A 25,025-nucleotide genomic window follows, 5' to 3' on the forward strand; every position below is an offset into this window, starting at 1 on the left:
GGGCGCACCATGCGCCGCTTTCGCTTTCCGTGCAGCCCACGTCTCAGCGCTCCGGGGGGTAGCGCTCGTCATGGCATTTCATTTTTCTCCCATTCCACTTTTTGCTTTTCGATTCGTTTCGATTCGAAAGGTTTTTTGGCGGTTTTTTTGCTAAAACGGGGCTGTAAGCCCGATCACAATTTCATTGCTTTCGCTTTGCTGTAATGCCAGCGCAGTAGAGCGAAAGCCATCTTCTCCCCGGCGTTGCCGGAAACCTGAGGACCGCTGCTCATGCCAGTGAATACCGCAAAGCGACGTGAACACATCATCGATCTGTTATGCGAGCACGGTAGCGTGCGCGTGGAGCAGCTCAGTAAGCAGTTTGCGGTATCCACGGTGACGATCCGCAACGATCTGCGCTTTCTGGAACGAAAAGGGTGTGCGCTGCGCGCTTACGGCGGAGCAATGCTCAATCAGCAATTCGCTTTCGATCGGCCGTTACGGGACAAAGGGCGGTTGAATCGCGACGTCAAAACGCTGATCGCCAACGCGGCGGCCGGCTATGTGCGCGATGGCGATGCGTTGATCCTCGATTCCGGTTCCACCACCGCGCAGATCGTGCCGTTCCTGAAGGGGCGGCGCGATCTGGTGGTGATGACCAATGCGCTGAACATTGCCTACGAGCTTTCGGGAAACGACGGGGTGGAAGTCATGGTGCTGGGGGGCAGCGTGCGCCGCAACTCTTACTCGCTCTACGGTCCGGCTGCCGAGCAGCAATTGCGTCAGTACCGCTTCGACAAACTGTTTTTGGGCGTCGACGGGTTCGATCTGAGCGCCGGCATCACCACGCCTCACCCCGGTGAGGCGCACCTCAATCGCGTGATGTGCGAGGTGGCACGCGAGATTATCGCGGTGGCGGATGCCAGCAAATTCGGTCGCAAGAGCTTTTGCATGATTCGCGAAGCCGGACAAATCCATCGGCTGATCACCGACAGCCGTCTTCCGGACGATTACGAGCGGGCGTTAACCGAGCTGGGCGTGGAGGTCATCATCGCCGATCGGTAGCAGGGCGCCTGCATGGGGGCTTCATGCAGCAGTTGTTACAGCTTGTCGAGCAGCACAAGGCCGGTATGCCGGTCGGGATCTTTTCCGTCTGTTCCGCCCATCCCTGGGTTCTGAAGGCCGCGCTGCGGCAGGCCAAAGCGCGCGGCACGCCGGTATTGGTGGAGGCGACGTCCAACCAGGTTAATCAATTCGGCGGCTATACCGGCCAAACGGCGGCCCAGTTCCGCGATGCGCTGTGGCGCCTGGCGGATGAAGTGGGCCTGGCGCGCGAGCGCGTGTGGCTGGGTGGCGATCACCTGGGGCCCAACGCTTGGCAAGATCGCCCGGCTCAGGAGGCGATGGCGCTGGCGGAAACCTTGATCGACGATTACGTTCGCGCCGGATTTCGCAAAATTCACCTCGATTGTTCCATGTCGTGCGCCGGCGATCCCTCGCCCCTGGGGGATGCCACGGTCGCCGAGCGTGCGGCGCGCCTGTGCGCGGTGGCGGAGCGGGCCTGGGCGCAGAGCGGCGGCGAAGCGCCGGTCTATGTAATCGGCACCGAAGTGCCGGTCCCGGGCGGCGCGCAGGAGGCGCTGGCGGGTCTGCAGGTCACCACGCCGCAGGCGGTGGCGCAAACGCTGGAAACGCACCGCATCGCCTGGCAAAAAGCCGAGCTGAACGATGCCTGGCAGCGAACTATCGCGCTGGTGGTACAGCCGGGCGTCGAGTTCGATCACTACAGCGTTGAGCATTACCAACCGCAGCGCGCCGACGCATTGAGCCACTTCATCGAAAGGCAGCCGGGCATGATCTATGAAGCGCACTCTACGGACTACCAACCACCGCAGGCCTACCGCCAACTGGTGCGCGATCACTTCGCCATCCTGAAGGTGGGGCCGGCGCTGACCTTCGCGCTGCGCGAAGCGCTGTTCGCCCTCGATCGCATCGAGCGTGAATGGCTGGGGGAACGCCAGTCGGCGCAGCTGTGCGCCACGCTGGAGCAGGTGATGCGCGAGCAGCCGCAGCAGTGGAGCCGCTATTACCACGGCACGCCGCACCAGCAGTATCTCGATCGCCACTACAGCCTGAGCGATCGGGTGCGTTACTACTGGCCACAGCCGCAGGTGCAGCAGGCCGTCGACGGGTTGCTGGACAACCTGCGCCGCAGCCCGGCACCGCTGGCGCTGCTCAGCCAGTACCTGCCGGATCAGGCGCGGGCGCTGAACGCCGGCGAATTAAGCGCCGATCCGCAGGAGTGGGTGCTGCATAAAGTGACGCAGGTGCTCGACGATTACCACGCCGCCTGTTACCCGGAGGGCCGCTGACATGCCGAACATTTTAATGACCCGCATCGACAATCGCCTGGTGCACGGCCAGGTGGGTGTGACCTGGACCAATACCCTCGGCGCCAACCTGGTGGTGGTGGCCAACGACGAGGCCGCCGCCGATCCGGTGCAGCAGAACCTGATGGACATGGTGGTGGCGGAAGGGGTGCAGACCCGCTACTTCACGCTGCAGAAAACCATCGACGTGATCCACAAGGCGGCGGACAGGCAGAAGATTTTTCTGGTGTGCAAAACACCGCAGGACGTGTTGACGCTGGTGCGCGGCGGGGTGCCGATCCGTTTCGTCAACGTCGGCAATATGCACTTCGCCGAGGGGAAGCGGCAGGTGCACAAAACGGTGTCGCTGGACGACGGCGACGTGGCCGCGTTCCGCGCGCTGGCGGCGCTGGGCGTGGAGTGCGAAGTGCGCCGGGTGCCGGATGAGGCGGGTGAGGCGATCGGCAAATTGCTCTTTTGAGCCTGGGGGGAAACATGTTGACGGATGCGTTATTGATTGCGCTGTTGGCCGGATTGGCGGGGGTTGACCTGTTCGACGGTCTAACCCACTTCCACCGGCCGGTGGTGATGGGGCCGCTGGTGGGGCTGATTTTGGGTGACGTCTACACCGGCTTGCTGGTGGGCGGGACGCTGGAGCTGGTGTGGATGGGGATGGTGCCGCTGGCGGGCGCCCAACCGCCGAACGTGGTGATCGGCGGGGTGATCGGCACCGCGTTCGCCATTCTGACCAAGGCCGATCCTAAAGTGGCGATCGGCGTGGCAGTGCCGTTCTCGATTGCGGTGCAGGGCTGCATCACGCTGCTGTTTACGCTGTTCTCACCGATGATGCACCGCTGCGATCGTATGGTGAAAGAGCTGAACTGGCGCGGCATAGAACGGGTGAACTATCTCGGCATCAGCATTCTGTTCATCTTCTATTTCGTGGTGGCGTTCCTACCGATTTACTTCGGCGCCGACGCGGCCAGCGCCATGGTGCAGAAAGCGCCGGGCTGGCTGCTGGACGGGCTGGCGGTGGCGGGCGGCATGATGCCGGCGATCGGTTTCTCGCTGCTGATGAAGGTGATGATGAAAAAAACCTACGTGGCTTATTTTATCCTCGGTTTCATCTCGGTCACGTTCCTCAAGCTGCCGATCCTGGCAGTGGCGCTGGGCGCCCTGGCGATCGCTTTGATTGATTTCTTCAACACGCAACGCGGCGCGGCAGAGGCGACCGCCCGGCCCGCTCCGCAGGAGGACGCCGAAGATGGCATTTAACGATTCCGACGATCTGCTGGCGCAAAAGGCCGAGCAGCGCATGGCGCAGGCGCTGGCCACCAGCCAGGTGGAGCAGGACGACTATCTGGACAGCCAGCCCGCCGAGGCGCTGACGCGCGGCGACATCAACCGCATGGCCTGGCGTTCGCTGCTGCTGCAGGCGTCGTTCAACTATGAACGCATGCAGGCGGGCGGCTGGCTGTATCAGCTGATCCCTGGGCTGCGCAAGATCCACCGCAACCCGCAGGATCTGGCCAACTCGATGAAGATGCACATGGAATTTATCAACGTGCACCCGTTCGACGTCACCTTCCTGTCCGGCCTGGTGCTGGCGATGGAGCAGAACAAGGAGAAAATCTCCACCATTCGCGCGGTGAAAGTGGCGCTGATGGGGCCGCTCGGCGGTATCGGCGACGCGCTATTTTGGCTGACGCTGCTGCCGATCTGTGCCGGGATAGGCGCTTCGCTGGCGTTGGAAGGGAGCTTGTTCGGGCCTATCGTCTTCCTGCTGCTGTTCAACCTGTTTCATTTCGGCCTGCGTTTTGGGCTGGCGCACTACGGCTATCAGGCCGGCACCAGCGTGCTGGCGCTGCTGAAGACCCACACCCGGCGCATTTCTCACGCCGCGTCGATCGTTGGCATGACGGTGATCGGCGCGTTGGTGGCGTCGTATGTGCACCTGTCCACGCCGCTGGTAATGCATGCCGGCAAGGCCAGTGTGGCCTTGCAGACCGACGTGCTGGACAAGTTGATGCCCAATTTATTGCCGCTGTGTTTCACGCTGCTTATTTTCTTCCTGATGAAGCGCGGATTCTCACCGGTGAAGCTGATAGGCGTCACCGTAGCGATTGGCGTAGTGGGCAAATTTATCGGCATTTTGTGAGGAGCGAGCGATGCCAGGCATTGTGATTACCGGCCACGGCGGTTTTGCCACCGGGCTGTTGCAGGCGGTGGAACAGGTGGTGGGGCCGCAGCGGCACTGCGCGGCGGTTGATTTCCCCGAACAGATGAGTACCGCGCAGCTCAGGGACGCCCTACGCTCGGCGCTGGCTGCGGTGATGCAGCCGGACGGCGTGGTGTTCCTGACCGATATGCTCGGCGGTTCGCCGTTTCGCAGCGCCTGCGAACTGGCGGATGAGCAGGGCGATTGCGAAGTGCTCACCGGCGTCAATATGCAGCTGGCGGCGGAAATGATGCTGGAGCGCGACGGGTTGAGCCTGGATGAGTTTCGCGAGGTGGCGCTGGCGTGCGGCAAACGGGGCCTGACCAGCCTGTGGCATGAGCGCCGCCGAGTGAAGTGCGAAGACGTGCAGACCGACGGCATCTGAACGAACGCCGGGCGCGGTAGCGCCCGGCTCTGCGGGTTATACCGGCAGCGGGCTCAGCGCCAGGCGCGCCGGTTGATCTTCGCTGCGGCTGAAGCGCCAGCAGGTCTGGTGGTACTTCGCCACGCTGTTGCGGTGCGCCACGCTGATCAGCGTCACGTCCGGCAGTTCATCCACCAGCAGGCAGTACATCAGCTGCTCGGTTTCGTCGTCCAGCGCGCTGGTAGCCTCGTCGAGGAACAGGATGTTCGGGCGGATCAACAGGGCGCGGGCGAACGCCAGCCGCTGTTGCTCACCCGGCGACAGGCGATGGCTCCAGTTGGCGGCGGTATCCAGCCAGCGCTGCAGGTGCTTCAGGCGGCAGTTTTCCAGCACCCGCATCAGCTGTTCGTCGCTGTATTCTGACGCCAGGCTCGGGTAGCTCAGCGCCTCGCGCAGCGTGCCGATCGGAATGTAGCTGCGCTGGGGCAGGAACAGCGTGTTGGCGTTGGCCGCCACCCCGATGGCGCCCGCGCCGTAAGGCCAGATACCGGCGATGGCCCGCAGCAGCGTCGACTTGCCGCAGCCGGAAGGGCCGACGATCAGCAGGCGATCGCCGCGTTGCAGCGTCATCTCGGCGCCGGCCAGCAGCGGCTGACCATCGGGCAAGTTCAGGCTGAGGTTATCCAGTGTTAACGGGTGGGCGGTCTCTTTCCGCAGCTGAATGCCGCGCGGCTGATGGTGAACCTGATCGACGGCGGCGTTGAAGCCGGCCAAACGGTTAACGCAGGCTTTCCAAGTCGCCAAATCGTTAAACGCGTCGATAAACCACGACAGCGCCCCCTGTACCTGGCCGAAGGCCGAGGCGATCTGCATCAGGCCGCCCATCTGAATGGCGCCGGAGAAGTAGCGCGGCGCGGCCACCAGCAGGGGAAACACGATGGCGAACTGGCTGTAGAAGTTGGTGGCAATGTTCAGCCGCCGGGTGATGCGCATAATTGCCCACCAGTTGCTGCGAATGGTGTCAAAACGATCGCCTAGCTGCTGTGCCTCGCGCGGTTCGCCGTGGTACAGCGCGATGGCGTCGTTGTTTTCGCGGATGCGGATCAGGCCGAAACGGAAGTTCGCCTCGTACCGTTCCTGGTTGAAGCCCAGCATGACCAGCGGTTTGCCGACCCACCAGATCAGCAGCGATCCCAGCACCGCATACAGCAGCGCGAACCACACCATATAGCCGGACAGCGTGATGGCGTGCTGACCGAGCGCGAAGGTCATCGGCCCGCTGACGTGCCATAAAATGTCGATAAAGGAAAACAGCGTCACCAGGCTGGAGAGCAGCCCGAGTGACAGCGACAGGGTATATTGGGTCAATACGTTGAGATCTTCCGCGATACGCTGATCGGGGTTATCGACGATCTGTTGCTGCTCGGTGTGATAATACGCCTGGTGCGCCAACCACTTCCCCATGAACTTTTCCGTCATCCAGCGCCGCCAGCGCATCTGTAGCCCCTGGGTGAGGTAGATCTTGTAGACCGCCAACACGATAAAAATCAGCGCCAGATAGGTAAAGCGCCACAGCTGCGCCTTGAATACCGGGTAATTTTTGTTCTGCAACGCATCGTAGAACACCTGGTTCCACTGGTTGATCAGCACGCTGATATAGACCAGGCCGAGTGACAGGATGACGATGGCGATCAGCATCATCCAGGCGCGCCATCGTTCCTCCGACACCCAAAAGGGTTTGATCAGCTGCCACACGGCGTGTTTCTGCAAGGGGGTTGCGTTCATAACGGCTCGATAATTGCGGTATTTCGTTCAGCATGGGCTGCGGGCCGGTAACAAACAAACCGCGACTGTAAGCAGTTTTAACTCCGCTAACCGTTTGAAATAAAGCGGCTGAATCGCCGGCAGCGTGCAGCTGGGCGCAATTGCGGCATACACTCCGGCGCCGGGCGGTTATACTGGCGCCGAATTTTTGCAGAAAGGATAAACGATGAAGGCTTGGTTTCCTCTGTTGCTGACCTGCGGCGTCTTCGCCAGCGCCCGGGCCTGGGCGCACATTGACGAGCCGGACATCGCCGCCGACTGCCAAAAGGTGGCGAGCTACGCCGAACTGGGAAAAAAGGCCTATCAGCGGCAGGATTACGCTAAAGCCGCCGACATCTTTCGCGATCAGGCGGCTTGGAGCGAGTTTTGCGGCCTGAGCGAGCAGGCTGTCGCCACGGCTTACAACAACGTGGCGTTGTCGCTGATGCACGCCGGCGAATTGCTCAAGGCGCAGGCCTATCTGGCGCTGGCGCCGCACGATGACAAATCGCAGCACAACATGAGCCTGTTGCGCCAACGCCTGGCGCAGTGGCCACAGCCGCAGGGGCCGGCCGGCGTGTATTGGCAATACGCCGGGCGCGGCGTGTGGAGCGAAGTGACGGTGAAGCCGCAGGGCGAGCGGTGGCTGATTGATTTTTCCGGCTACGCCATGCCGCAGATGGGGTTGTATTACGGGCCGAACATGGGCGATTTCACCGCCGAGCTGCCCATTGAGCACGGCAAGGCCGTCTACCATCAGCATGACTCGGAAAGCGCGCAGGTCTGCGACGTCATGCTGGAGTTTGGCGAGCAAGCGCTGGAGATGCATACGCGGGGGGATTGCGGGTTCGGTCACAACGTGCGGGCGGAAGGGCGGTTCGTGCGGGTCGAATGACCCGCCCCGGCGATCGGGGCGAGAAGGGTTACGCCAGCGCGGCGGCGCCCAGCAGGTTTTTCCAGGCTTCCACATTGCCCAGATAGTTGCCGGCCGGCAGCAGATGCAGGCGGCCTTCGCTATCCTGCAGCGCAAAGGTCGGGAAGCCCTGGCCTTGCACTTTGGCGAGCAGCGCCCGGCTTTCCGCGATGTGTTGCGCGGTCGGCGCGCCGCTGCTAAAGCGCATTTCGGCGATAAACGCCGCCGAAGGCAACCCCAGCTCTTTCGCCAACGCTTCCAGCACCGGCGTGTCGGCGATGCGCCGGCCTTCCTGGTAGTGCGCCCGCTGAATGCGGTGCAGCATGTCCAGCCCGCGTCCCGCCAGTTTCTCCGCCGCCAGGATTGCGGTGATCGGCGGCTCGGAATCCATCACTGCCGTGGTGTCGCGCAGCAGGCCGTTGAAATAGGCTTCGCCAAAAGGCTGGCCCGTCATCTCGGCGATACGTTTGTCGTGCGGAATGACGTAGTTGCGCCATTCGTCGGTGATTTGGCGGCGGTTGTTGCCGGTCATCATGCCGCCGGCGTGCGGCACGACCTTCAGCCCGGGGAGGCTCTGAGCCGCTTTCACCAGCGGCGTGGCGCCGTAGCACCAGCCGCACAGCGGATCGAAAATGTAATGCAGAGTGGTTTCGGTCATTTTTACTCCTCGCTTGGCGCGCGGCAGTTCACCGCGGCGCCAGGGCTGGTTCAATCACGCAGGGGCGCTTATTGCGGCCACTTCATCTCGCCTTTCAGCACTTTTGCGCTCAGTTCCAGGCTCGATTCGTCTTTCAGCGTCGGGTAGTGCTTTTTCATCGCTTCAATCAGCGCGGCGGAATCTTTGGCCTTCGGCAGTTCGGCTTCCAGCGTGGTCAGGTATTTTTGGGTAAAGTGCACCGATGCCAGCGTTTGCGCGGCGCCCGGCAGGAAGTGACCCGGTACGACGACCTGCGGCTTCAGCGCTTCGATATTTTTCAGCGTCTGCTGCCAGTGCTGGCGCGATTCCACGCTCTGGTTGTCGGCGATCCACGGATGGATATTGTCACCGGCGACCGCGACGCCGCCCACGACCGCTTTCAGCGCCGGGATCCACACGAAGGTGCGATCGGGGGTCGGGCCGTTCAAGCCTTTCACTTCCACTTTCTGGCCGTCGATGGTGAAGCTATCGCCTTGCAGCGGCTGCGGCACGATCACGGTTTTTGGCGCGTTGTCTTTCAGGATCGGGCCCCAGTAGGCAACTTTACCGTCTTTGGTCGCATTGATGTCTTTGATGGTGCCAGGCGAAGCGATGATTTTCGCCTCCGGGAAGGCCGCCTTGATCACGTCCAGACCGAAATAGAAATCCGGGTCTGAGTGGCTGATATAAACGGTGGTCAGCTTCTTGCCGGTCGCCTTGATCTTTTTCACCAGCTCTTCAGCATCATTACGCTGGAACTGAGCGTCGATCAGCGCCACTTCGTGTTTGCCGCTGACGATTTCGGAAGACACCGGGAACACGCTTTTTTCGCCCGGGTTATACACTTCCATGGTCAGGGTATCGGCAGCGGTGGCGTAAGTGCTCAGGGTGGCGACGCCGGTGAAGGCCAGAGTTAACAGTGATTTCTTAAACATGGGCAGAGGTCCTTAGGTATCGGTTAATGTTGTAATGATGTTAGGTTGCATAAAGCGATAGAAAAACCGGATAATAAGCAATTATTCGTTGCATAAATCGGACTAATCATGGATCGCATTACCGCCGCTGAGGTTTTTGTCACCATCGTCGATCGCGGCAGCATGATCGCCGCCGCAGAAACGCTGGAGATGTCGCGCGCGATGGTCACGCGCTATCTGGCGCAGATGGAGCAATGGGCCGGGGCGCGTTTACTGCATCGCACTACCCGTAAGCTTAGTCTGACCGACGCCGGGGAGCGTACTTTGGAGCGCTGCCGACAAATGTTGGCGCTGGCGGGGGAAATCGATCTGGTGGAGGAAGGGCAGAGCGACGAACTGCGCGGCCTGCTGCGCATCACCTGTTCGCAATCGCTCGGACAAACGGCGCTGGTGGGGGCCGTCGCTCAGTATCTGAAGCGCCACCCGCAGGTGGCGGTCGATCTGCAGATGAACAACCGGGCGGTGAACCTGGTGGAAGAGCGCATCGATCTGGCGCTGCGCATCACCAACGAGCTGGATCCCAACCTGATCGCCCGGCCGCTGTCCACCTGCGCATCGGTGGTGTGTGCCGCGCCGGCGTATCTGGCGGCGCACGGCACGCCGCGCCAGCCGCAGGATCTGGCGTTGCACAACTGCCTGACTTATTCCTATTTCGGCAAAAGCCTGTGGCACTTTGACGCTCAGGGGGTGAAATCGGCGGTGGCGGTCAGCGGCAACCTGAGCGCCAACGAGTCGGTGGTGCTGATGGCCGGCACGGTGCAGGGCGCGGGCATTTCCATGCAGCCCTACTATTCGGCGGCGCCGCTGCTGGCCAGCGGCGAATTGGTGGAGCTGCTGCCGGGTTATCGGCCGCAGTCGATGGGCATCTACGGCATCTACACCTCGCGCCGCCAGATGCCTGCCACCTTGCGTACCATGCTGGACTTTCTGGTGGAGTGGTTCGCCAGCGATCCGCAGTGGCAGGTGACGCTGCGCTGAGGCTTCGGCAACATTCCCACGCCGTTTTCACCGCTTGACGGCAGCGGCTAGGCGAGCGGTGAACAGTGCGGCCTGTTGATGCAAATGGTCGATAAAGGCCGTCACCAGCGCCGACGAAGGGCGGTGTAGCGGCCGGATCAGGCTGACGGTGAACGGTACGTCGATGCTGAAGGATCGCACGTGCACGCCGTTGCCGGCATAGTCGAGCGCCGTCAGCGGGTTAACGATTGACACCCCCACGCCGGCCCTCACCATGGCGCACACCGACGCCGCGCTGTGCGTTTCCATCACCATGCGGCGCTCGACGCCCTGCTCGGCGAACAGCGCATCGAGCAAGTGGCGATAGCTGTCGGTGCTCGACAGGCTGATAAAGTTCTGCCCGGCGAAATCCTGCGGCGTCAGTGGGTCTTTCGCCAGCAAAGGATGGCCCGCCGGCAGCACGCAGACTTCATTCAACGTCATCAGCGTTACCCGCTCGGTGCCCGCCGGCGTCAGGGTGGTTTCCGTCAGCCCGAGATCGTGGCGCTGGGCCGACAACCACTCTTCCAGCAGCGGCGACTCTTGCGGGATCACGCTGAAGCTGACTTCCGGGTAACGTTCGATAAAGGGCCGGCACACCGCCGGCAGCAGCGATTGGGAAAATACCGGCAGGCACACGATCGACAGCTGCGCCTGCTGAAACTGGCGGATGCCGGCGGCGGCGTTGACGATGCGATCGAGGCCGTAATAGGAGCGTTGCACCTCTTCGAACAGCCGTAGGCCCTGCACCGTGGGGGACAAGCGCCCGCGCACCCGGTCGAACAGCTGCAGCCGGATCAGCTTCTCAAAGCGCGCCAGCTCGCGGCTGACGGTCGGTTGCGAGGTTTGCAGCAGGGCCGCCGCCTCGGTCAGGTTGCCGGTGGTCATCACCGCCCGAAAGATTTCTATCTGCCGCAAAGAGATGCTGTGCATGGCAAGGCCGCTCGACTGTAGAGAAAGCCATATCATAAATGAATAGACTGCGGCTAAATAGATATTTTCCACCCAGTTCAGCGTGCGGCACTATGACTCTATCTGCCGTCATTTTCGAATTGGGAATATCGCCATGCCTCGCTCGTTGCACGACACCTCCACCGCGTTGAATGCCGCTAACCTGCTGGCCTTGCCGCAGCGTTTCGGTTGCCCGGTCTGGGCCTATGATGCGGACATCATCAGCCAGCGCATCGCTCAACTGCGCCACTTCGACACCATTCGTTTCGCACAGAAGGCCTGTTCGAACATTCATATTTTGCGTTTGATGCGCGAGCAGGGCGTGAAGGTGGATTCGGTGTCGCTGGGCGAGATCGAACGGGCGCTGCAGGCTGGTTTTCAGCCGGGCGGCGAACCGAGTGAGATCGTGTTTACCGCGGACGTGTTGGATCATGCCACGCTGGCGCGCGTCAGCGAATTGAAGATCCCGGTTAACGCCGGTTCCATCGACATGCTGGATCAGCTCGGCCAGGTTTCCGCAGGGCATCCGGTGTGGCTGCGCATTAACCCGGGATTTGGCCACGGCCATAGCCAGAAAACCAACACCGGCGGCGAAAACAGCAAGCACGGCATCTGGTATGCCGATCTGCCGCAGGCGGTGGAGAAAATCCGCCGCTACGGCCTGAAACTGATCGGCGTGCATATGCACATCGGTTCCGGCGTCGATTACCAGCATCTGGAGCGCGTCTGCGATGCGATGGTGCAGCAGGTGATCGATCTCGGTCATGACATCAGCGCCATTTCCGCCGGCGGCGGCCTGTCTATCCCGTATCAGTACGGCGAAGAGGCGATCGATACCGAACACTATTTCGGTTTGTGGAACCGGGCGCGTGAGCGCATCGCCGCGCATCTGGGGCACCCGGTGCAGCTGGAGATTGAACCCGGGCGTTTCCTGATGGCGGAAGCGGGCGTCTTGGTGGCCGAGGTGCGGGCGGTGAAAAACATGGGCAGCCGCCACTTTGTGCTGGTGGATGCCGGTTTTAACGATCTGATGCGCCCGGCGATGTACGGCAGCTATCACCATATTTCGCTGTTGCCGGCCGATGGGCGTGACACCTCGGGGCAACCGCTGCGCGACACGGTGATCGCCGGGCCGCTGTGCGAATCCGGCGACGTCTTCACCCAGCAGGCGGGCGGCGGCGTGGAAACCCGTGAGCTGCCGCCGGTGCAGATCGGCGATTATCTGGTGTTCCACGATACCGGCGCCTACGGCGCATCGATGTCCTCCAACTACAACAGCCGTCCGCTGTTGCCTGAAGTGCTGTTCGAAAACGGCGAGCCGCGCTTGATCCGCCGCCGCCAAACCATCGAAGAACTGATCGCGCTGGAGCTTATCTGATCAGCGGGCGGGCGCCTGGCGCCCGCTTTACAGCGTCATGCGGCGGTGCTGGCCATTGGGCAATTGCACATCCAGCGATAGCGTGCCGCCCATCGCCTCGATATAGCGTTTGAGCGACGACAGCTTTATTTCGCTGCCGCGCTTTTCCAAATTGGCGACGGAGGGTTGGCTGATGCCGAGCCGCTTCGCCAATTCAACCTGAGAGACCGCCAGCTCTTCCCTCAGCATTGCCAGCCGCAGTTCGAAAATTTCCTTGTCCGCTTTTTGCCTGGCTGCGGCAACGACGGCGGGATCGAGTTTATCGATCAGTTGGGATAAAGGTTTGGCCATCTGTACTACCTCCGGGTTGCCAGATAATGTGAAAACTCCATGGCGGCGATGGGCAACATGCGCTGGTAAAAGCGTTTGTCGCCAGTTTTATCGCCGCCGCACAGCAATACCGCTTGCCGCTGTGGGTCAAAAGCGAAAAACCCTCTGAAAGGGCGCCCGCGATGTTGAACGCGCAGCTCCTTCAACTGCCGGGCCGCGTCGGAAAAATGCAGCGTATCGGCGTGCGGCCGCGCCAACTGCGGGCCGAACGTCTGTAATTTGAAGATCGCCGCCAGGATGCTGGTTTGCTGGGCGTTGTTCAGCGCTAAAAACCAGTCGTCGAACCGTTCGACGGTCACCACTTGCCACATGACACGCTCAGAATATAGCGTTTAGGCTATATAGCGTAAAGGTTATTGTTCGATCAATATGCACGAACGCAGGGAGCGGAAAAAATCCAAAAGCGGGAAATGCGGCGGGCTACGCAATATGAACGCATGGGTGACTGCTCACCCATGCAGCGATGTCATTACGGCTGTTCGTGCGCGTTGTTGAGGGTGGCGACCGAGTGGCGGCGCACCAGCGTCGGGCTGAACATGTTGGTGATTTCCGGCAGCGGTTGCCGGTTGGCCAGCGCCAGGGCCAGCTCTGCCGCCTGGGTGGCCATCGCGACGATAGGGTAGCGAATGGTGGTCAGGCGTGGGCGCAGGTAGCGCGAAATCAACACGTCGTCGAAACCGATCAGCGAAATTTCCCCCGGTACGTCGACGCTGTTATCGCTCAGCACCGACAGCGCGCCGGCGGCCATCGGATCGTTATAGCAGGTAATGGCGGAGAACGAACGGCCGCGGCCGAGCAACTCGGTCATCGCCTGTTCGCCGCCGATCTCGTCCGGTTCGCCATAGGCGATCAGCTTTTCATCCACCGCGATACCGTGTTCCCGCAGCGCGTCGAGATAGCCCTGCAGCCGGTCGGTAGCGTCGGAAATCTGGTGGGTGGAGCAGATGATGGCAATGCGCTGATGCCCTTGCTGGATCAGATGACGGGTCGCCAGCCAGGCGCCGTAGCGATCGTCGAGCGCCACGCAGCGTGTTTCGAAGCCCGGCAGCGTGCGGTTGATCAGCACCATGCCCGGGATCTGTTGCATCCAGCCGCAAAGTTCCTGATCGCTCAGCCTTTTGGCGTGCACCACCAGCGCTTCGCAGCGGTGCCGCACCAGCTGTTCAATCGCCTGGCGCTCTTTTTCGGCGTCGTGGTAACCGTTGCCAATCAGCAGAAAATTATGGGTGGCGTAGGCCACCTGCTCGACCGCTTTGACCATTGCGCCGAAGAAGGGATCGGAAACGTCGGAGACGATCAGGCCCAGCGTCTCGGTGGATTGCTGCGCCAGCGCTCGTGCGTTGGCGTTAGGGTGATACTGCAGTTGTTCCATGGCGGCCAGCACCGCGGTGCGCGACCCTTCGCTGGCCTTGGGGGAATTGTTTATCACGCGGGATACCGTGGCCACGGAAACACCCGCCAGCCTGGCAACATCCTTTATCGTAGCCATATCAGTCAACACATCCTGGGTAATCGCTTACATCCCCCAGTTTTGCGGAAAAAAACCGGGGCCGCAAGCGGTCTCGTGCGCAACTTGTGGCGGCCGTTGCAGAATCTCTTCGAGTCTGTACGCATAACCATCGACGACCGAACGATAGCGCAATTTGTACGTTGGCACTGGCGCCGGGCTGAGGTAACGTCTGTGCATTCCGATTTGCGCCGAGAATGCCATGTCCATTAAACGCTATCCGCAGCTCGCCCATTGGGGCGCTTATACCGCCGTGGTTGAAGACGGTCGGCTTATCCGTTGTGAACCCTTCGTCGACGATCCCGACCCTTCGCCGCTGCTCGATTCCATCGTCCCGATGGTCTACTCCGACAAACGCATTCGCAAACCGGCGGTGCGCCGCTCGTGGCTGCAAAAGCGCGAGGGCAGCGACCGTAAGCTGCGCGGCAGGGAAGATTTCGTCGAGGTGGGCTGGGAGTTAGCGCTCGATTTGGTGGCGGAAGAGAATCGCCGGGTGCGCGATCGCTACGGCGCCTCCGGGCTGTTCACCGGTTCTTATGGCTGGTCGTCGGCCGGGCGGCTGCACCATGCACGCTCGCTGGTGCGGCGGTTCTACTTCGGCGGCGGCGGCGGGGTCGATCAGCAGGGCAACTACAGCTGGGGCGCGGCGCAGTTCTTTCTGCCGTATGTGATCGGCACTTTCTCGCCCTTGACCGGGCGCGTCACCAGTTGGCCGAGCGTGGTGGAGCATTGTGAGTTGTTTGTGGCGTTTGGCGGGCTGGCGCTGAAAAACGCTCAGGTTTCTTCCGGCGGCGCGGCGGAACATGCGCTCAAACCCTGGCTGCAAAAGCTGGCGCATAAGGGCACGCCGGTGATCAACATTAGCCCGATGCGCGACGACTGCCCCGCGTTCGTCAACGCGGAATGGATCCCGATCCGGCCGAATACCGACGTGGCGCTGATGCTGGCGCTGGCTTATGAAATCCAGCGGCTGGGCGCGCAGGATGAAGCCTTCCTGCACAGCCACTGCGTAGGCTATCAACAGCTGGCGGATTACCTGAACGGCGCCGGTGACGGCGTGGCGAAAACCCCCGACTGGGCCAGCGCCATTACCGGCATTCCGGCGGTGCGTATTGCGCTGCTGGCGCGGCAACTGATCGGCGTGCGCAGTTTCATCACCTGCTCCTACTCCGTGCAACGCGCACATCGGGGGGAACAACCGTACTGGATGATGATCGCGCTGTCGGCGATGCTGGGCCAGGTGGGGCTGCCGGGCGGCGGCTTCTCGTTCGGCCACGGCTCGATGAACGGCGTCGGCAACCCGCGCGTCGATACCCCCGCGCCGACCATGCCGGTAGGCGAAAACCCGGCCGGGCTGGCGATCCCGGTGGCGCGCATCTGCGACATGCTGTTGCACCCCGGCGAAGCCTATCAATTTTGCGGCGAGACGCGGCATTATCCGGATATCCATTTGGTGCACTGGGCCGGCGGCAACCCGTTCCATCATCATCAGCAGTTGAATCGGCTGGTGGAGGGGTGGCAGAAGCCGGACACGGTGATCGTTCAAGATATCTGGTGGACGGCGGCGGCCAAAATGGCGGACATCGTGCTGCCGGTCACCAGTTCGCTGGAGCGTAACGACATCGGCGGCTCGTCGCGCGATCGCTACGTGTTGGCGATGCATCAGGCCATTGCGCCGCAGCATCAGGCGCGCAACGATTTCGATATTTTCGCCGATCTGGCGGAGCGTCTCGGCTATCGTGAGCGCTTTACCGAGAATCGCGACGAGCGGGCTTGGATCGAAGCTATCTACCGGCAATGCGGCGCAGCGCAGCAGCGCGCCGGCGTCGCCTGGCCCGAGTTTGAGGATTTCTGGCGCCGGGGCTATGTCGAACTGCCCGCGCCGGCCAAAGAGTTCGTCTTTTTTGAGGCGTTCCGCGCCGATCCGCAGGCTAACCCGCTGCAAACGTCCAGCGGCAAGATAGAGCTGTTCAGCGAGCGGATCGCCGGCTATCGCTACGAAGATTTCGCGCCGCATCCGCAGTGGCGGCCGCCGGTGGAGTGGCTGGGCGCGCCGCAGGCCAAAAACTGGCCGCTGCACCTGATCTCCATTCAACCGAGCGATCGCCTGCATAGCCAGATGGATCCGGCGCCGCTGGCGCAGGGCAACAAGACTGCCGGGCGCGAAACCTTGTACATGCATCCGGACGATGCGGCGCCGCGCGGCGTGGCGGACGGCGCCGAAGTGCTGGTTAGCAACGCACGCGGCAGCTGTCTGGCGGGGGTATCGCTCACCGATGGCGTGACGCGCGGCGTGGTGCTGATGGCGACCGGTGCCTGGTTCGAGCCGGGTTACGACGCGCAGCGCCGACCGGTCGAGCAGGCGGGCAACCCGAACGTGCTGACGCTCGATATCGGCACCTCGCCGCTGACGCAGGGGCCGAACGCCATGAGCTGTCTGGTGGAGGTCAGCGCGCGATGAGTGAAGATTTCACGTCTGGGTCACCGGCTCATCGTTGTTATATTTATTTTATCGTCGCTGCGGGAAGGTTTAAGTTTCATTGAGTTATTACAGCAGATCGCGGGAAATTTACAGCTGGTTGCACTTGGAGCAGAACTCTTGCGATTCGGCGGTAGTTTCCTGCACGCCATCTCTCTAGAGTAGGTGATCCCAGAGGTATTGATTGGTGAGAAATCAGCATACTCTGTATGTTGAAGCCATTTTCAATTGCACCAACCTACGCGGATGCGTAGGTTTTTTTTTGCCTGCCATATAGTATTCTTTTCCCTACAACGATTTACGCCTCCATGGTCAAGGGAGAAGGGCATGATCTTTTCACTGCTGCGCGCGCTGTTTCGCCTGTTGTTTCGGGTTCGGGTCGAAGGGGACGTCCAGCACTTCGAGCGGCAAAAATTACTGATTACGCCGAACCACGTCTCTTTCCTCGACGGCGTGCTGTTAGCGCTGTTCCTGCCGATAAAACCGGTGTTTGCGGTCTATGCCAGCATCGGCGAGAGCTGGTTTATGTGCTGGCTGCGGCCTTACATCGATTTTGTCTCGCTCGATCCTACCAAGCCGATGGCCATCAAGCAGCTGGTGCGGATGGTCGAACAGGGACGGCCGATCGTGGTGTTCCCTGAAGGGCGCATCACCGTGACCGGCGCACTGATGAAAATTTACGACGGCGCGGCGTTTATTGCCGCCAAATCGGGCGCCACCGTGGTGCCGGTGCGGATCGACGGCCCCGAATTCAGCCCGTTCGGCCGTATGGCTGGGGTGTTCAAGATCCGCTGGTTCCCGCAAATCAACATTCGCATCTTGCCGCCAACCACGCTGCCGATGCCGGAGGCGCCGCGTGCGCGCGATCGCCGGGCGTTGGCGGGCGATCGGCTGATGCAGATTATGATGCGGGCGCGGATGGACACGCGCGAACCGCAGACGCTGTTCCATGCCTTGCTGGCAGCGCAGCACCGCTATGGGCGCCGAAAACCGTGTATCGAAGACATCGCTTTCAAAGAAGACAGCTACCAGACGCTGATCAAAAAATCGCTGGGTGTCAGCCGCATTCTGCAACGCTTTACCGCCGAAGGGGAACTCGTCGGGCTGCTGTTGCCGAACGCCACTATCACCGCGGCGGCGATCTTCGGCGCTTCGCTGCGCAATCGCATTCCGGCGATGCTCAACTACACCGCCGGCGCCAAGGGCCTGAACAGCGCGATGACGGCCGCCGGCATCAAGACCATCGTCACCTCGCGCCAGTTTCTGGAGAAGGGCAAGCTGACCCACCTGCCGGAACAGGTGCCGCAGGCTAACTGGATGTATCTGGAAGATCTGAAAGACACCGTCACGCTGGCGGATAAGCTGTGGATCCTGCGTCACTTGCTGCAGCCGCAACGCGCGGCGTTGCCGCAACGCCCGGAGGACGCGGCGCTGATCCTGTTCACGTCTGGATCTGAAGGCCACCCCAAGGGCGTGGTGCATTCGCACGCCAGTCTGCTGGCCAACGTAGAACAAATCCGCACCATCGCCGATTTCACGCCGCGCGACCGCTTCATGTCGTCGCTGCCGCTGTTCCACTCGTTCGGCCTGACGGTGGGGCTGCTTACGCCGCTGATCACCGGCAGCCGCATTTTCCTCTACCCCAGCCCGCTGCACTATCGCGTGGTGCCGGAGCTGGTGTATGACCGTAACTGCACGGTGCTGTTCGGCACGGCGACCTTCCTTAACAACTATGCGCGCTTCGCGCATCCGTATGATTTTGCCCGCCTGCGCTATGTCGTGGCCGGTGCGGAGAAACTGGCGGACAGCACCAAACAGATCTATCAGGACAAATACGGCATCCGCATTCTGGAAGGCTATGGCGTGACCGAGTGCGCGCCGGTGGTCTCGATCAATGTGCCGCTGGCGACCAAGGTGGGCACCGTCGGCCGCATCATGCCGCAGATGGAGGCGCGCCTGATCGCGGTGCCGGGTATTGATAACGGCGGCCGTCTGCAGCTGAGGGGGCCGAATATCATGAAAGGCTATCTGCGGGTTGAGCGCCCCGGCGAACTGGAGCCGCCGGCGGCGGAAGATGCGAATGGTGTACTGCAGCCGGGCTGGTATGACACCGGTGATATCGTCAGCCTGGATGAGCAGGGTTACTGCACCATTCGCGGCCGCGTGAAACGCTTCGCCAAGCTGGCGGGTGAGATGGTGTCGCTGGAGAGCGTCGAACTGCTGGCGCAACGGCTGTCGCCGGAAAAACTGCATGCCGCCACGGTCAAAGGCGACAGCAGCAAGGGGGAGGCGTTGGTGCTGTTCACCACCGATCCCGCTATTACCCGCGAGGCATTGCTGCGGGTGGCGCGTGAACTGGGTAGCCCGGAGCTGGCGGTGCCGCGCGATATTCGCCTGCTGAAAACGCTGCCGGTGCTCGGCAGCGGCAAACCCGATTTCGTCACCCTGCGTCATATGGCCGAACAGCCGGAGAGTGCCTGATGAATCCTTCGACCGAGTCCCCTTTGTTGTCACGCGGCATGATCGCGGTGATCAGCGCACAGTTCCTCTCGGCGTTCGGCGACAATGCGTTGCTGTTCGCCACGCTGGCGTTGATCAAGCAGCAGCTGTATCCAGACTGGAGCCAGCCGATCCTGCAGATGGCCTTTGTCGCCACCTATATCATTCTGGCTCCATTCGTCGGGCAGATCGCCGACAGCTTTGCCAAAGGGCGGGTGATGATGTTCGCCAACGCCCTAAAATTGGCGGGAGCGTTGGTGATCTGTTTTGGGGGGAACCCGTTCCTGGGTTACAGCCTGGTCGGCGTGGGGGCCGCCGCATATTCACCGGCCAAATACGGCATTCTGGGCGAGATCACCAGCGGCGAGAAACTGGTCAAGGCTAACGGCCTGATCGAGGCCTCGACCATCGCGGCCATTCTGACCGGTTCGGTGGCCGGCGGTATTCTGGCGGACTGGCATGTGGTCGCGGCGCTGGCGGCCTGCGCCTTGGTTTACGCGGGGGCAGTGGTCGCCAACCTGTATATTCCGCGTCTGGCGGCGGCGCGCCCGGGGGCTTCATGGCGGCCGCGGGCCATGACGAACAGTTTCTTTACCGCCTGCGTTACGCTGTGGCGCGATGGGCAGACGCGTTTCTCCCTGATCGGCACCAGCCTGTTTTGGGGGGCCGGCGTGACGCTGCGTTTTCTGCTGGTGCTGTGGGTGCCGGTGGCGCTGGGTATTGCCGATAATGCCACGCCGACGCTGCTGAACGCCATGGTGGCCGTCGGCATCGTGGTGGGCGCCGGCACCGCCGCGCGCTTCGTCACGCTGGAGACGGTGAAACGCTGTATGCCGGCCGGGATCCTGATCGGCGTCGCGGTCGCGGTGTTTGCGCTGCAAACGACCATGCTCAATGCCTACGTCTTGCTGGCGATCATCGGCATGCTGGGAGGCTTCTTCGTCGTACCGCTCAACGCGTTGCTGCAGGAGCGGGGCAAACATTCGGTCGGCGCCGGCAATGCGATCGCGGTGCAAAACCTGGGTGAAAACGCCGCCATGTTGCTGATGCTGGGCCTGTATTCTTTGGTCGTGAAGCTGGGCGTGCCGGTAGTGGGCGTCGGCGTAGGGTTTGGCGTGGTGTTTGCGCTGGCGATTTGCGCGTTGTGGTGGTCGCAGCGGCGGTGAAACGGGGCGCAGCCAGGCTGCGCCCTCAGGGTATTAAGGTGCCGGAATGGTAAACCGGGTGTGGATTTCTTCGAGCGCCTGCAGCACGTCCTCATCCAGAATCACGTCGAGGCTGTCGAGGTTGATTTTCAACTGCTCCACCGAGGTGGCGCCCAACAGGGTGCTGGCGACGAACGGCTGCTGACGCACGAAGGCCAGCGCCATCTGCGAAGGGTCCAGCCCGTGTTTTTTGGCCAGCGCCACGTATTCGGCGATCGCCAGCTGGGTTTGCTGCCCTGAATAACGATTGAAGCGGGTGAACAGCGTATTGCGCGCACCGGCCGGTTTAGCGCCGTTGAGGTATTTACCGCTCAGGGTGCCGAACGCCAGGCTGGAATAGGCCAGCAGTTCTACCCCTTCGTGCTGGCTGATCTCGGCCAGGCCAATCTCAAAGCTGCGGTTCAGCAGGCTGTACGGGTTTTGGATCGACACGATGCGCGGCAGTTCGTGTTTCTCCGCCAGCTGCAGATAGCGCATCACGCCCCAGGGCGTTTCATTGGAGACCCCGATATAGCGGATCTTGCCGGCGCGCACCTGCTCGGTCAGCGCCTCCAGCGTTTCCAACAGCGTGACCGTGGCTTTGTCATCGGTATATTGATAGTTGAGTTTGCCAAAGCAGTTGGTGGCGCGCTGCGGCCAGTGCAATTGGTAAAGATCGAGATAATCGGTATTCAGCCGCTTGAGGCTGGCGTCCAGCGCGGCGCGGATGTTTTTGCGATCCAGCGCCTGCTGCGGACGGATGCTGCTGTCGGTACCGCGCACCGGGCCCGAGACTTTGCTGGCCAGGACGATTTTTTCGCGATTGCCGCGCGCTTTGATCCAACTGCCGATATAGCTCTCGGTCAGGCCCTGGGTTTCCGGGCGGGGCGGTACCGGGTACAGTTCGGCGGTGTCTATCAGGTTCACGCCTGCGGCCAATGCATAGTCCAGTTGCGCATGGGCGTCGGCTTCGCTGTTCTGTTCGCCAAAGGTCATGGTGCCCAGTCCCAGCACGCTCACTTCTAAAGAACTGTGGGGAATACGGTGGTATTGCATTAACGGCCTTCCTTTCTTGTTAGCGCTGACGGGCCGTGCGGCCCGGTGAAACAGGAGCCCAATTCAGAAGACGGCGCAAAGTCCGTCGGGCGGCGATGTCGCCTTTCCTGACTATAACCAAGCGGTGAAGATGGGGGAAGCGGATTCCGTGCGGACACGAATGAGGGCTACCGCGCTCGAGCGGGCGATAGCCGGCGTGCGGTGATTAGCGTTCGATAACCTGGGAAACCTGATCGCCGTTGATCTGGCGGTGGTTGCCTTTCTCATCTTTATAACTGATGAGTCCGGTGTCTGTGTCGATCTCTGGTTTGCCTTGCGTCAGGATCATGTTGCCGTCTTTGGTCGCCATGACGTAGTCGCTGGAACATCCCGCCAAACCGGCGGCCATCACCAGCGCAGACACTGCCATTACCCACTTTTTCATCCTGCGGATCCTCGATTATGCAGAAAACAATGTTCTTTCAAGATTAGCAAACTCTTGGCCGGGGGCGTCTCAGATAAGTCTTTATCTGATAAGAAAAAGTGAAATGAGGGGGCAACGAAACGGCGGAAGCCGCCTATGGCGGCCTCCGCGTAGGGTTATTCCGGCGAACGGTTTTTCTTGCTGCGCATCAGATTGAGCGCCTCTACCGACATGGAGAAGAACATGGCGAAGTAGATGTAGCCTTTCGGCACGTGCACCTGGAAGCTTTCCAGCATCAGCGTGAAGCCCACCAGGATCAGGAACGCCAGCGCCAGCATTTTTACCGACGGATGGCGATTGACGAATTCGCCGATCGGCCGGGCGGCGAACATCATCACGCCGACGGCGATCACCACCGCCGCCATCATGATGAACAGATGGTCGGAGAGGCCCACGGCGGTAATCACCGAGTCCAGACTGAAGATGATATCCAACAGCATGATTTGCACGATCGCGCCGAAGAAGCTGTGCACCTTGGTGTGGTGCTCTTCTTCCGACCCTTCGATGGTTTCGTGGATCTCTTTGCTGGCTTTCCAGATCAGGAACAATCCCCCCAGCAGCAGGATCAAATCGCGGGCGGAAATAGAGTGATCCAGCACGGTGAACAGCGGGTGCGTCAAGCGGATCACCCAGGCTATGGAGGCCAACAGCGCCAGACGCATAATCATGGCGGCGGCCAGCCCGAGCCGGCGAGCTTTGTTCTGTTGCGCTTTGGGCAGCTTGGCCACCACCAGCGACAGAAAAATGATGTTATCAATACCCAGTACGATCTCAAGAATGGTTAGCGTACCTAACGCTAACCAGGCATTGGGATCCATAATCCATTCGAACATTGCCCGACACACCTTAATACTAAATAAATGCAAAGTGTGAATTATACGCGTTTATCGCGGCGCTGACAGGGTTAGCTAAACCAGAGTTAAACGAAATCGCCTAGATTGAGAAATGTCTTGCCAGCAGCGCGCCGGTAAAACCCTTTTTCAGATAGAAACCGCGCGGCAGCGTCATGATAGGTTGCCCCTGTTCGCCGATGGCTTCGGTGAGCGCCTTGTTGTTGGCCGCTTTGGGGCGCAGTTGCAGCACTTCGCCGTGGCGCGCGGTGATGCGTTCTACGTGACCGAGCACGATCAGATCCATCAGTTCTTCCCAATCGCGGCGCAACCTCTCTTCTTCTGCCGCGCTCGGGCTCCACAGCAGCGGCGAACCGACGCGGCGCTGGGCTAGCGGGATCTGCCGTTCGCCTTCTACCGGTATCCATAACACGCGCGCCAGCTTGTGGCGAACGTGGCTGCTGGCCCAGGTGACGCCGCTGTTGCCGGTGAGCGGGGCGACGCAGACAAACGTGGTTTCCAGCGGTTTGCCGGCGGCGTCGACAGGAATGGTTTTCAGCTCAATGCCCAGCTCGGGAAAATCCTGTTCCGGTTTGCTGCCGGCCATGGCGCCGAGATACAGCTCCAGCAGCATGCCCACCCAACCCTTATCGCGTTTCAGATCCTTGGGGATCGGCAATTGCGCACGGGCGGCCAGTTCACCAAAGCTGAAGCCGGCCAGCGCCTGAGCGCGCTCGAACAGCTGCCGTTCATTTTCCGGCGGGGGCGGCAAAGGGGATAAAAATGCCATAAATCAAGCCTGTCGAATTTGGTTGAAAAATGTACTGCAATTATACGCGGCGAGCGATAACCGCTGTCGCCTGGGGAAAAGAATAATAGTAGCATGATTTTACATGACTTTTTTTCTTTCCTTACGTGGCCGACAATACACTCACGGGGCTTGTTCACCTGAAGCCACCGACAATAAACAGGATCTTACACCTATTTATCCACAGATTTATGGGATAACCCAAATTTTTGCCGATCACTGGTTCAATTTACAGCCTTGACTCAGGCGGTTTTTTACGAATTTGTCCGTTTTGTGCGTAACTTGCCCGCATAATCTGTGGATAAAAACGGCGTTGGTGGATCTTTCGCCAGGGTAAGATCCTTACCGTGCATAGATCACATTTTTGACCTGTTCACCAGTGCGTGTTGTTGGTTAATTATATGTTTTTAAAGTAAATGTGTATTTTTCGGTATGAGGGGATATTTGAGGGTGTGAGAGTTTTACCGGCTTATCCCTCGAGTTCTGCACACACCTATCCACAGAAAAAGTGAATAAAACCGGCTTAAAAGGCTGGGGTATGTTTATAACTTTGCCTATATCTGTGAGTTATCCCAATGTTATCCGGCCCGCAGCACCGTAAAGCAGTGGTTTACCGCCTGTAGCTTGTGTGAAACAATCAGGACATCTATGCGAATTTAAGCTTATCGAGGTAGTCCGGTGATCGATGATGATGGCTACCGCCCGAATGTTGGTATCGTAATCTGTAATCGTCAGGGGCAGGTCTTATGGGCCCGCCGTTACGGTCAGCACTCCTGGCAGTTTCCCCAAGGTGGGATTAACCCTGGCGAAACTGCGGAGCAGGCGATGTACCGTGAGCTGTTCGAAGAAGTGGGGCTGAGTAAAAAGGATGTGCGCATCCTGGCTTCGACCCGCAACTGGTTGCGCTATAAATTGCCGAAACGTTTGGTGCGTTGGGACACAAAGCCGGTTTGTATCGGCCAAAAGCAAAAATGGTTTTTGTTGCAGCTACTGTGCAATGACGCTGATATCAATATGCAGCGCAGCAGCACGCCGGAGTTCGACGGTTGGCGCTGGGTGAGCTTCTGGTATCCGGTGCGCCAGGTGGTGTCGTTCAAACGCGACGTTTACCGCCGGGTGATGAAAGAATTCGCCGTGACCGTGATGCCGATGCAAGAGCAGGCGGCGCCGCGGCAGGCCCCCGCTTATCGCCGAAAGAGAGGTTAAGTT

General features: G+C 60.7%; 24 protein-coding genes. 13 read left to right on the forward strand and 11 right to left on the reverse strand.

Features of this window, described 5'->3' with window-relative positions; all coding sequences use genetic code 11:
- The first annotated feature begins 270 nt into the window (after positions 1-270).
- From agaR to agaF, 6 genes are read left to right on the forward strand one after another with little or no spacing between them, the layout of a single operon-like run.
- A complete protein-coding gene (agaR, locus tag ACJ8J4_RS20355) occupies positions 271-1,044 on the forward strand; it encodes a transcriptional repressor AgaR (protein WP_004931804.1) in 774 nt (257 codons plus the stop codon).
- Between the two features lie 23 nt (positions 1,045-1,067).
- Positions 1,068-2,351 (forward strand): D-tagatose-bisphosphate aldolase, class II, non-catalytic subunit, encoded by a 1,284-nt coding sequence (locus ACJ8J4_RS20360; RefSeq protein WP_264383741.1) that lies wholly within the window; start codon positions 1,068-1,070, stop codon positions 2,349-2,351.
- Between the two features lies 1 nt (position 2,352).
- Entirely contained in the window at positions 2,353-2,829 is a 477-nt protein-coding gene (agaV, locus tag ACJ8J4_RS20365; RefSeq protein ID WP_019455696.1) for a PTS N-acetylgalactosamine transporter subunit IIB, read from the forward strand.
- A 14-nt stretch (positions 2,830-2,843) separates the two neighbouring features.
- Positions 2,844-3,623: a PTS N-acetylgalactosamine transporter subunit IIC gene (agaW, locus tag ACJ8J4_RS20370; protein ID WP_019455697.1), complete on the forward strand. Its 780-nt coding sequence runs from the start codon at positions 2,844-2,846 to the stop codon at positions 3,621-3,623.
- Positions 3,613-4,506, forward strand: coding sequence for a PTS system mannose/fructose/sorbose family transporter subunit IID (locus tag ACJ8J4_RS20375; protein ID WP_442516103.1), 894 nt, complete (start codon positions 3,613-3,615; stop codon positions 4,504-4,506). The genes agaW and ACJ8J4_RS20375 overlap by 11 nt, the downstream gene beginning before the upstream one ends.
- A gap of 10 nt (positions 4,507-4,516) precedes the next feature.
- Positions 4,517-4,951: a PTS galactosamine/N-acetylgalactosamine transporter subunit IIA gene (gene agaF, locus ACJ8J4_RS20380; protein ID WP_025304086.1), complete on the forward strand. Its 435-nt coding sequence runs from the start codon at positions 4,517-4,519 to the stop codon at positions 4,949-4,951.
- 36 nt (positions 4,952-4,987) lie between these two features.
- On the opposite strand, the gene ACJ8J4_RS20385 is transcribed toward agaF, so the two are convergent.
- The gene (locus tag ACJ8J4_RS20385) at positions 4,988-6,715 is read right to left on the reverse strand and encodes an ABC transporter ATP-binding protein/permease (RefSeq protein ID WP_147823274.1); all 1,728 of its coding nucleotides are present in this window, start codon (positions 6,713-6,715) and stop codon (positions 4,988-4,990) included.
- Positions 6,716-6,920: 205 nt separating this feature from the next.
- Between ACJ8J4_RS20385 and ACJ8J4_RS20390 the strand changes: the two genes are divergently transcribed.
- Positions 6,921-7,628 carry a tetratricopeptide repeat protein gene (locus ACJ8J4_RS20390; protein ID WP_261456824.1) on the forward strand — a complete coding sequence of 236 codons (708 nt, stop codon included), beginning with the start codon at positions 6,921-6,923 and terminating at the stop codon, positions 7,626-7,628.
- A 28-nt stretch (positions 7,629-7,656) separates the two neighbouring features.
- Here ACJ8J4_RS20390 and ACJ8J4_RS20395 read toward each other — a convergent pair whose 3' ends face one another.
- Both ACJ8J4_RS20395 and ACJ8J4_RS20400 read right to left on the reverse strand, forming a co-directional pair.
- Positions 7,657-8,304 (reverse strand): DsbA family protein, encoded by a 648-nt coding sequence (locus tag ACJ8J4_RS20395; protein WP_043139796.1) that lies wholly within the window; start codon positions 8,302-8,304, stop codon positions 7,657-7,659.
- 68 nt (positions 8,305-8,372) lie between these two features.
- Entirely contained in the window at positions 8,373-9,257 is an 885-nt protein-coding gene (locus ACJ8J4_RS20400) for an MBL fold metallo-hydrolase (RefSeq protein ID WP_025304082.1), read from the reverse strand.
- 108 nt (positions 9,258-9,365) lie between these two features.
- On the opposite strand from ACJ8J4_RS20400, the gene ACJ8J4_RS20405 reads away from it, so the two are divergent.
- Positions 9,366-10,274, forward strand: a complete 909-nt coding sequence (locus tag ACJ8J4_RS20405; RefSeq protein WP_049296173.1) for a LysR family transcriptional regulator — start codon at positions 9,366-9,368, stop codon at positions 10,272-10,274.
- A gap of 27 nt (positions 10,275-10,301) precedes the next feature.
- Here ACJ8J4_RS20405 and ACJ8J4_RS20410 read toward each other — a convergent pair whose 3' ends face one another.
- On the reverse strand, positions 10,302-11,225 hold the full coding sequence (locus tag ACJ8J4_RS20410; RefSeq protein ID WP_043139803.1) for a LysR family transcriptional regulator: 924 nt from the start codon (positions 11,223-11,225) through the stop codon (positions 10,302-10,304).
- Between the two features lie 133 nt (positions 11,226-11,358).
- On the opposite strand from ACJ8J4_RS20410, the gene lysA reads away from it, so the two are divergent.
- Positions 11,359-12,621 (forward strand): diaminopimelate decarboxylase, encoded by a 1,263-nt coding sequence (lysA, locus tag ACJ8J4_RS20415; RefSeq protein WP_089196221.1) that lies wholly within the window; start codon positions 11,359-11,361, stop codon positions 12,619-12,621.
- A gap of 27 nt (positions 12,622-12,648) precedes the next feature.
- On the opposite strand, the gene ACJ8J4_RS20420 is transcribed toward lysA, so the two are convergent.
- From ACJ8J4_RS20420 to galR, 3 genes are all read right to left on the reverse strand, one after another.
- Positions 12,649-12,951, reverse strand: a complete 303-nt coding sequence (locus ACJ8J4_RS20420; RefSeq protein ID WP_025304078.1) for a helix-turn-helix domain-containing protein — start codon at positions 12,949-12,951, stop codon at positions 12,649-12,651.
- 5 nt (positions 12,952-12,956) lie between these two features.
- The gene (locus tag ACJ8J4_RS20425; protein WP_049206122.1) at positions 12,957-13,301 is read right to left on the reverse strand and encodes a type II toxin-antitoxin system RelE/ParE family toxin; all 345 of its coding nucleotides are present in this window, start codon (positions 13,299-13,301) and stop codon (positions 12,957-12,959) included.
- 158 nt (positions 13,302-13,459) lie between these two features.
- Positions 13,460-14,479 carry an HTH-type transcriptional regulator GalR gene (galR, locus tag ACJ8J4_RS20430; protein WP_028127674.1) on the reverse strand — a complete coding sequence of 340 codons (1,020 nt, stop codon included), beginning with the start codon at positions 14,477-14,479 and terminating at the stop codon, positions 13,460-13,462.
- Positions 14,480-14,699: 220 nt separating this feature from the next.
- Here galR and ACJ8J4_RS20435 point away from each other — a divergent pair, with 220 nt between their 5' ends.
- The 3 genes from ACJ8J4_RS20435 (at position 14,700) to lplT (ending at position 20,641) form a co-directional block, all read left to right on the forward strand.
- Positions 14,700-16,958 carry a molybdopterin guanine dinucleotide-containing S/N-oxide reductase gene (locus ACJ8J4_RS20435; protein ID WP_261456825.1) on the forward strand — a complete coding sequence of 753 codons (2,259 nt, stop codon included), beginning with the start codon at positions 14,700-14,702 and terminating at the stop codon, positions 16,956-16,958.
- Positions 16,959-17,303: 345 nt separating this feature from the next.
- Positions 17,304-19,457 (forward strand): bifunctional acyl-ACP--phospholipid O-acyltransferase/long-chain-fatty-acid--ACP ligase, encoded by a 2,154-nt coding sequence (gene aas / locus ACJ8J4_RS20440; protein ID WP_261456826.1) that lies wholly within the window; start codon positions 17,304-17,306, stop codon positions 19,455-19,457.
- The gene (gene lplT, locus ACJ8J4_RS20445; protein WP_261456827.1) at positions 19,457-20,641 is read left to right on the forward strand and encodes a lysophospholipid transporter LplT; all 1,185 of its coding nucleotides are present in this window, start codon (positions 19,457-19,459) and stop codon (positions 20,639-20,641) included. Before aas ends, lplT begins: the two co-directional genes overlap by 1 nt.
- A gap of 33 nt (positions 20,642-20,674) precedes the next feature.
- On the opposite strand, the gene ACJ8J4_RS20450 is transcribed toward lplT, so the two are convergent.
- The 4 genes from ACJ8J4_RS20450 to mutH all read right to left on the reverse strand — a co-directional run bounded on the left by ACJ8J4_RS20450 (position 20,675) and on the right by mutH (position 23,798).
- On the reverse strand, positions 20,675-21,715 hold the full coding sequence (locus ACJ8J4_RS20450) for an NADP(H)-dependent aldo-keto reductase (RefSeq protein ID WP_060435062.1): 1,041 nt from the start codon (positions 21,713-21,715) through the stop codon (positions 20,675-20,677).
- A 205-nt stretch (positions 21,716-21,920) separates the two neighbouring features.
- On the reverse strand, positions 21,921-22,139 hold the full coding sequence (locus ACJ8J4_RS20455; protein ID WP_016929923.1) for a YgdI/YgdR family lipoprotein: 219 nt from the start codon (positions 22,137-22,139) through the stop codon (positions 21,921-21,923).
- A gap of 155 nt (positions 22,140-22,294) precedes the next feature.
- Positions 22,295-23,011 (reverse strand): TerC family protein, encoded by a 717-nt coding sequence (locus ACJ8J4_RS20460; RefSeq protein ID WP_025304068.1) that lies wholly within the window; start codon positions 23,009-23,011, stop codon positions 22,295-22,297.
- Between the two features lie 100 nt (positions 23,012-23,111).
- Positions 23,112-23,798: a DNA mismatch repair endonuclease MutH gene (gene mutH / locus ACJ8J4_RS20465; protein ID WP_025304067.1), complete on the reverse strand. Its 687-nt coding sequence runs from the start codon at positions 23,796-23,798 to the stop codon at positions 23,112-23,114.
- A 696-nt stretch (positions 23,799-24,494) separates the two neighbouring features.
- Here mutH and rppH point away from each other — a divergent pair.
- Positions 24,495-25,022, forward strand: a complete 528-nt coding sequence (gene rppH / locus ACJ8J4_RS20470) for an RNA pyrophosphohydrolase (protein ID WP_004931849.1) — start codon at positions 24,495-24,497, stop codon at positions 25,020-25,022.
- Positions 25,023-25,025 lie beyond the last annotated feature (3 nt).

Source organism: Serratia sp. CY47280, assembly GCF_052168655.1.
GTDB classification, from domain to species: domain Bacteria; phylum Pseudomonadota; class Gammaproteobacteria; order Enterobacterales; family Enterobacteriaceae; genus Serratia; species Serratia bockelmannii.

What these genes read in the sequence shown, in the direction of transcription:
- ACJ8J4_RS20410 (WP_043139803.1), bottom strand. Translation starts at nt 11,225, where the DNA reads ATGCACAGCATCTCTTTGCGGCAGATAGAAATCTTTCGGGCGGTGATG.
- aas (WP_261456826.1), top strand. Translation starts at nt 17,304, where the DNA reads ATGATCTTTTCACTGCTGCGCGCGCTGTTTCGCCTGTTGTTTCGGGTT.
- ACJ8J4_RS20455 (WP_016929923.1), bottom strand. Translation starts at nt 22,139, where the DNA reads ATGAAAAAGTGGGTAATGGCAGTGTCTGCGCTGGTGATGGCCGCCGGT.
- mutH (WP_025304067.1), bottom strand. Translation starts at nt 23,798, where the DNA reads ATGGCATTTTTATCCCCTTTGCCGCCCCCGCCGGAAAATGAACGGCAG.
- agaF (WP_025304086.1), top strand. Translation starts at nt 4,517, where the DNA reads ATGCCAGGCATTGTGATTACCGGCCACGGCGGTTTTGCCACCGGGCTG.
- galR (WP_028127674.1), bottom strand. Translation starts at nt 14,479, where the DNA reads ATGGCTACGATAAAGGATGTTGCCAGGCTGGCGGGTGTTTCCGTGGCC.
- ACJ8J4_RS20460 (WP_025304068.1), bottom strand. Translation starts at nt 23,011, where the DNA reads ATGTTCGAATGGATTATGGATCCCAATGCCTGGTTAGCGTTAGGTACG.
- ACJ8J4_RS20400 (WP_025304082.1), bottom strand. Translation starts at nt 9,257, where the DNA reads ATGTTTAAGAAATCACTGTTAACTCTGGCCTTCACCGGCGTCGCCACC.
- ACJ8J4_RS20360 (WP_264383741.1), top strand. Translation starts at nt 1,068, where the DNA reads ATGCAGCAGTTGTTACAGCTTGTCGAGCAGCACAAGGCCGGTATGCCG.
- ACJ8J4_RS20385 (WP_147823274.1), bottom strand. Translation starts at nt 6,715, where the DNA reads ATGAACGCAACCCCCTTGCAGAAACACGCCGTGTGGCAGCTGATCAAA.
- agaR (WP_004931804.1), top strand. Translation starts at nt 271, where the DNA reads ATGCCAGTGAATACCGCAAAGCGACGTGAACACATCATCGATCTGTTA.
- ACJ8J4_RS20425 (WP_049206122.1), bottom strand. Translation starts at nt 13,301, where the DNA reads ATGTGGCAAGTGGTGACCGTCGAACGGTTCGACGACTGGTTTTTAGCG.
- ACJ8J4_RS20450 (WP_060435062.1), bottom strand. Translation starts at nt 21,715, where the DNA reads ATGCAATACCACCGTATTCCCCACAGTTCTTTAGAAGTGAGCGTGCTG.
- ACJ8J4_RS20375 (WP_442516103.1), top strand. Translation starts at nt 3,613, where the DNA reads ATGGCATTTAACGATTCCGACGATCTGCTGGCGCAAAAGGCCGAGCAG.
- ACJ8J4_RS20435 (WP_261456825.1), top strand. Translation starts at nt 14,700, where the DNA reads ATGTCCATTAAACGCTATCCGCAGCTCGCCCATTGGGGCGCTTATACC.
- agaV (WP_019455696.1), top strand. Translation starts at nt 2,353, where the DNA reads ATGCCGAACATTTTAATGACCCGCATCGACAATCGCCTGGTGCACGGC.
- lplT (WP_261456827.1), top strand. Translation starts at nt 19,457, where the DNA reads ATGAATCCTTCGACCGAGTCCCCTTTGTTGTCACGCGGCATGATCGCG.
- lysA (WP_089196221.1), top strand. Translation starts at nt 11,359, where the DNA reads ATGCCTCGCTCGTTGCACGACACCTCCACCGCGTTGAATGCCGCTAAC.
- ACJ8J4_RS20390 (WP_261456824.1), top strand. Translation starts at nt 6,921, where the DNA reads ATGAAGGCTTGGTTTCCTCTGTTGCTGACCTGCGGCGTCTTCGCCAGC.
- ACJ8J4_RS20420 (WP_025304078.1), bottom strand. Translation starts at nt 12,951, where the DNA reads ATGGCCAAACCTTTATCCCAACTGATCGATAAACTCGATCCCGCCGTC.
- agaW (WP_019455697.1), top strand. Translation starts at nt 2,844, where the DNA reads ATGTTGACGGATGCGTTATTGATTGCGCTGTTGGCCGGATTGGCGGGG.
- ACJ8J4_RS20405 (WP_049296173.1), top strand. Translation starts at nt 9,366, where the DNA reads ATGGATCGCATTACCGCCGCTGAGGTTTTTGTCACCATCGTCGATCGC.
- ACJ8J4_RS20395 (WP_043139796.1), bottom strand. Translation starts at nt 8,304, where the DNA reads ATGACCGAAACCACTCTGCATTACATTTTCGATCCGCTGTGCGGCTGG.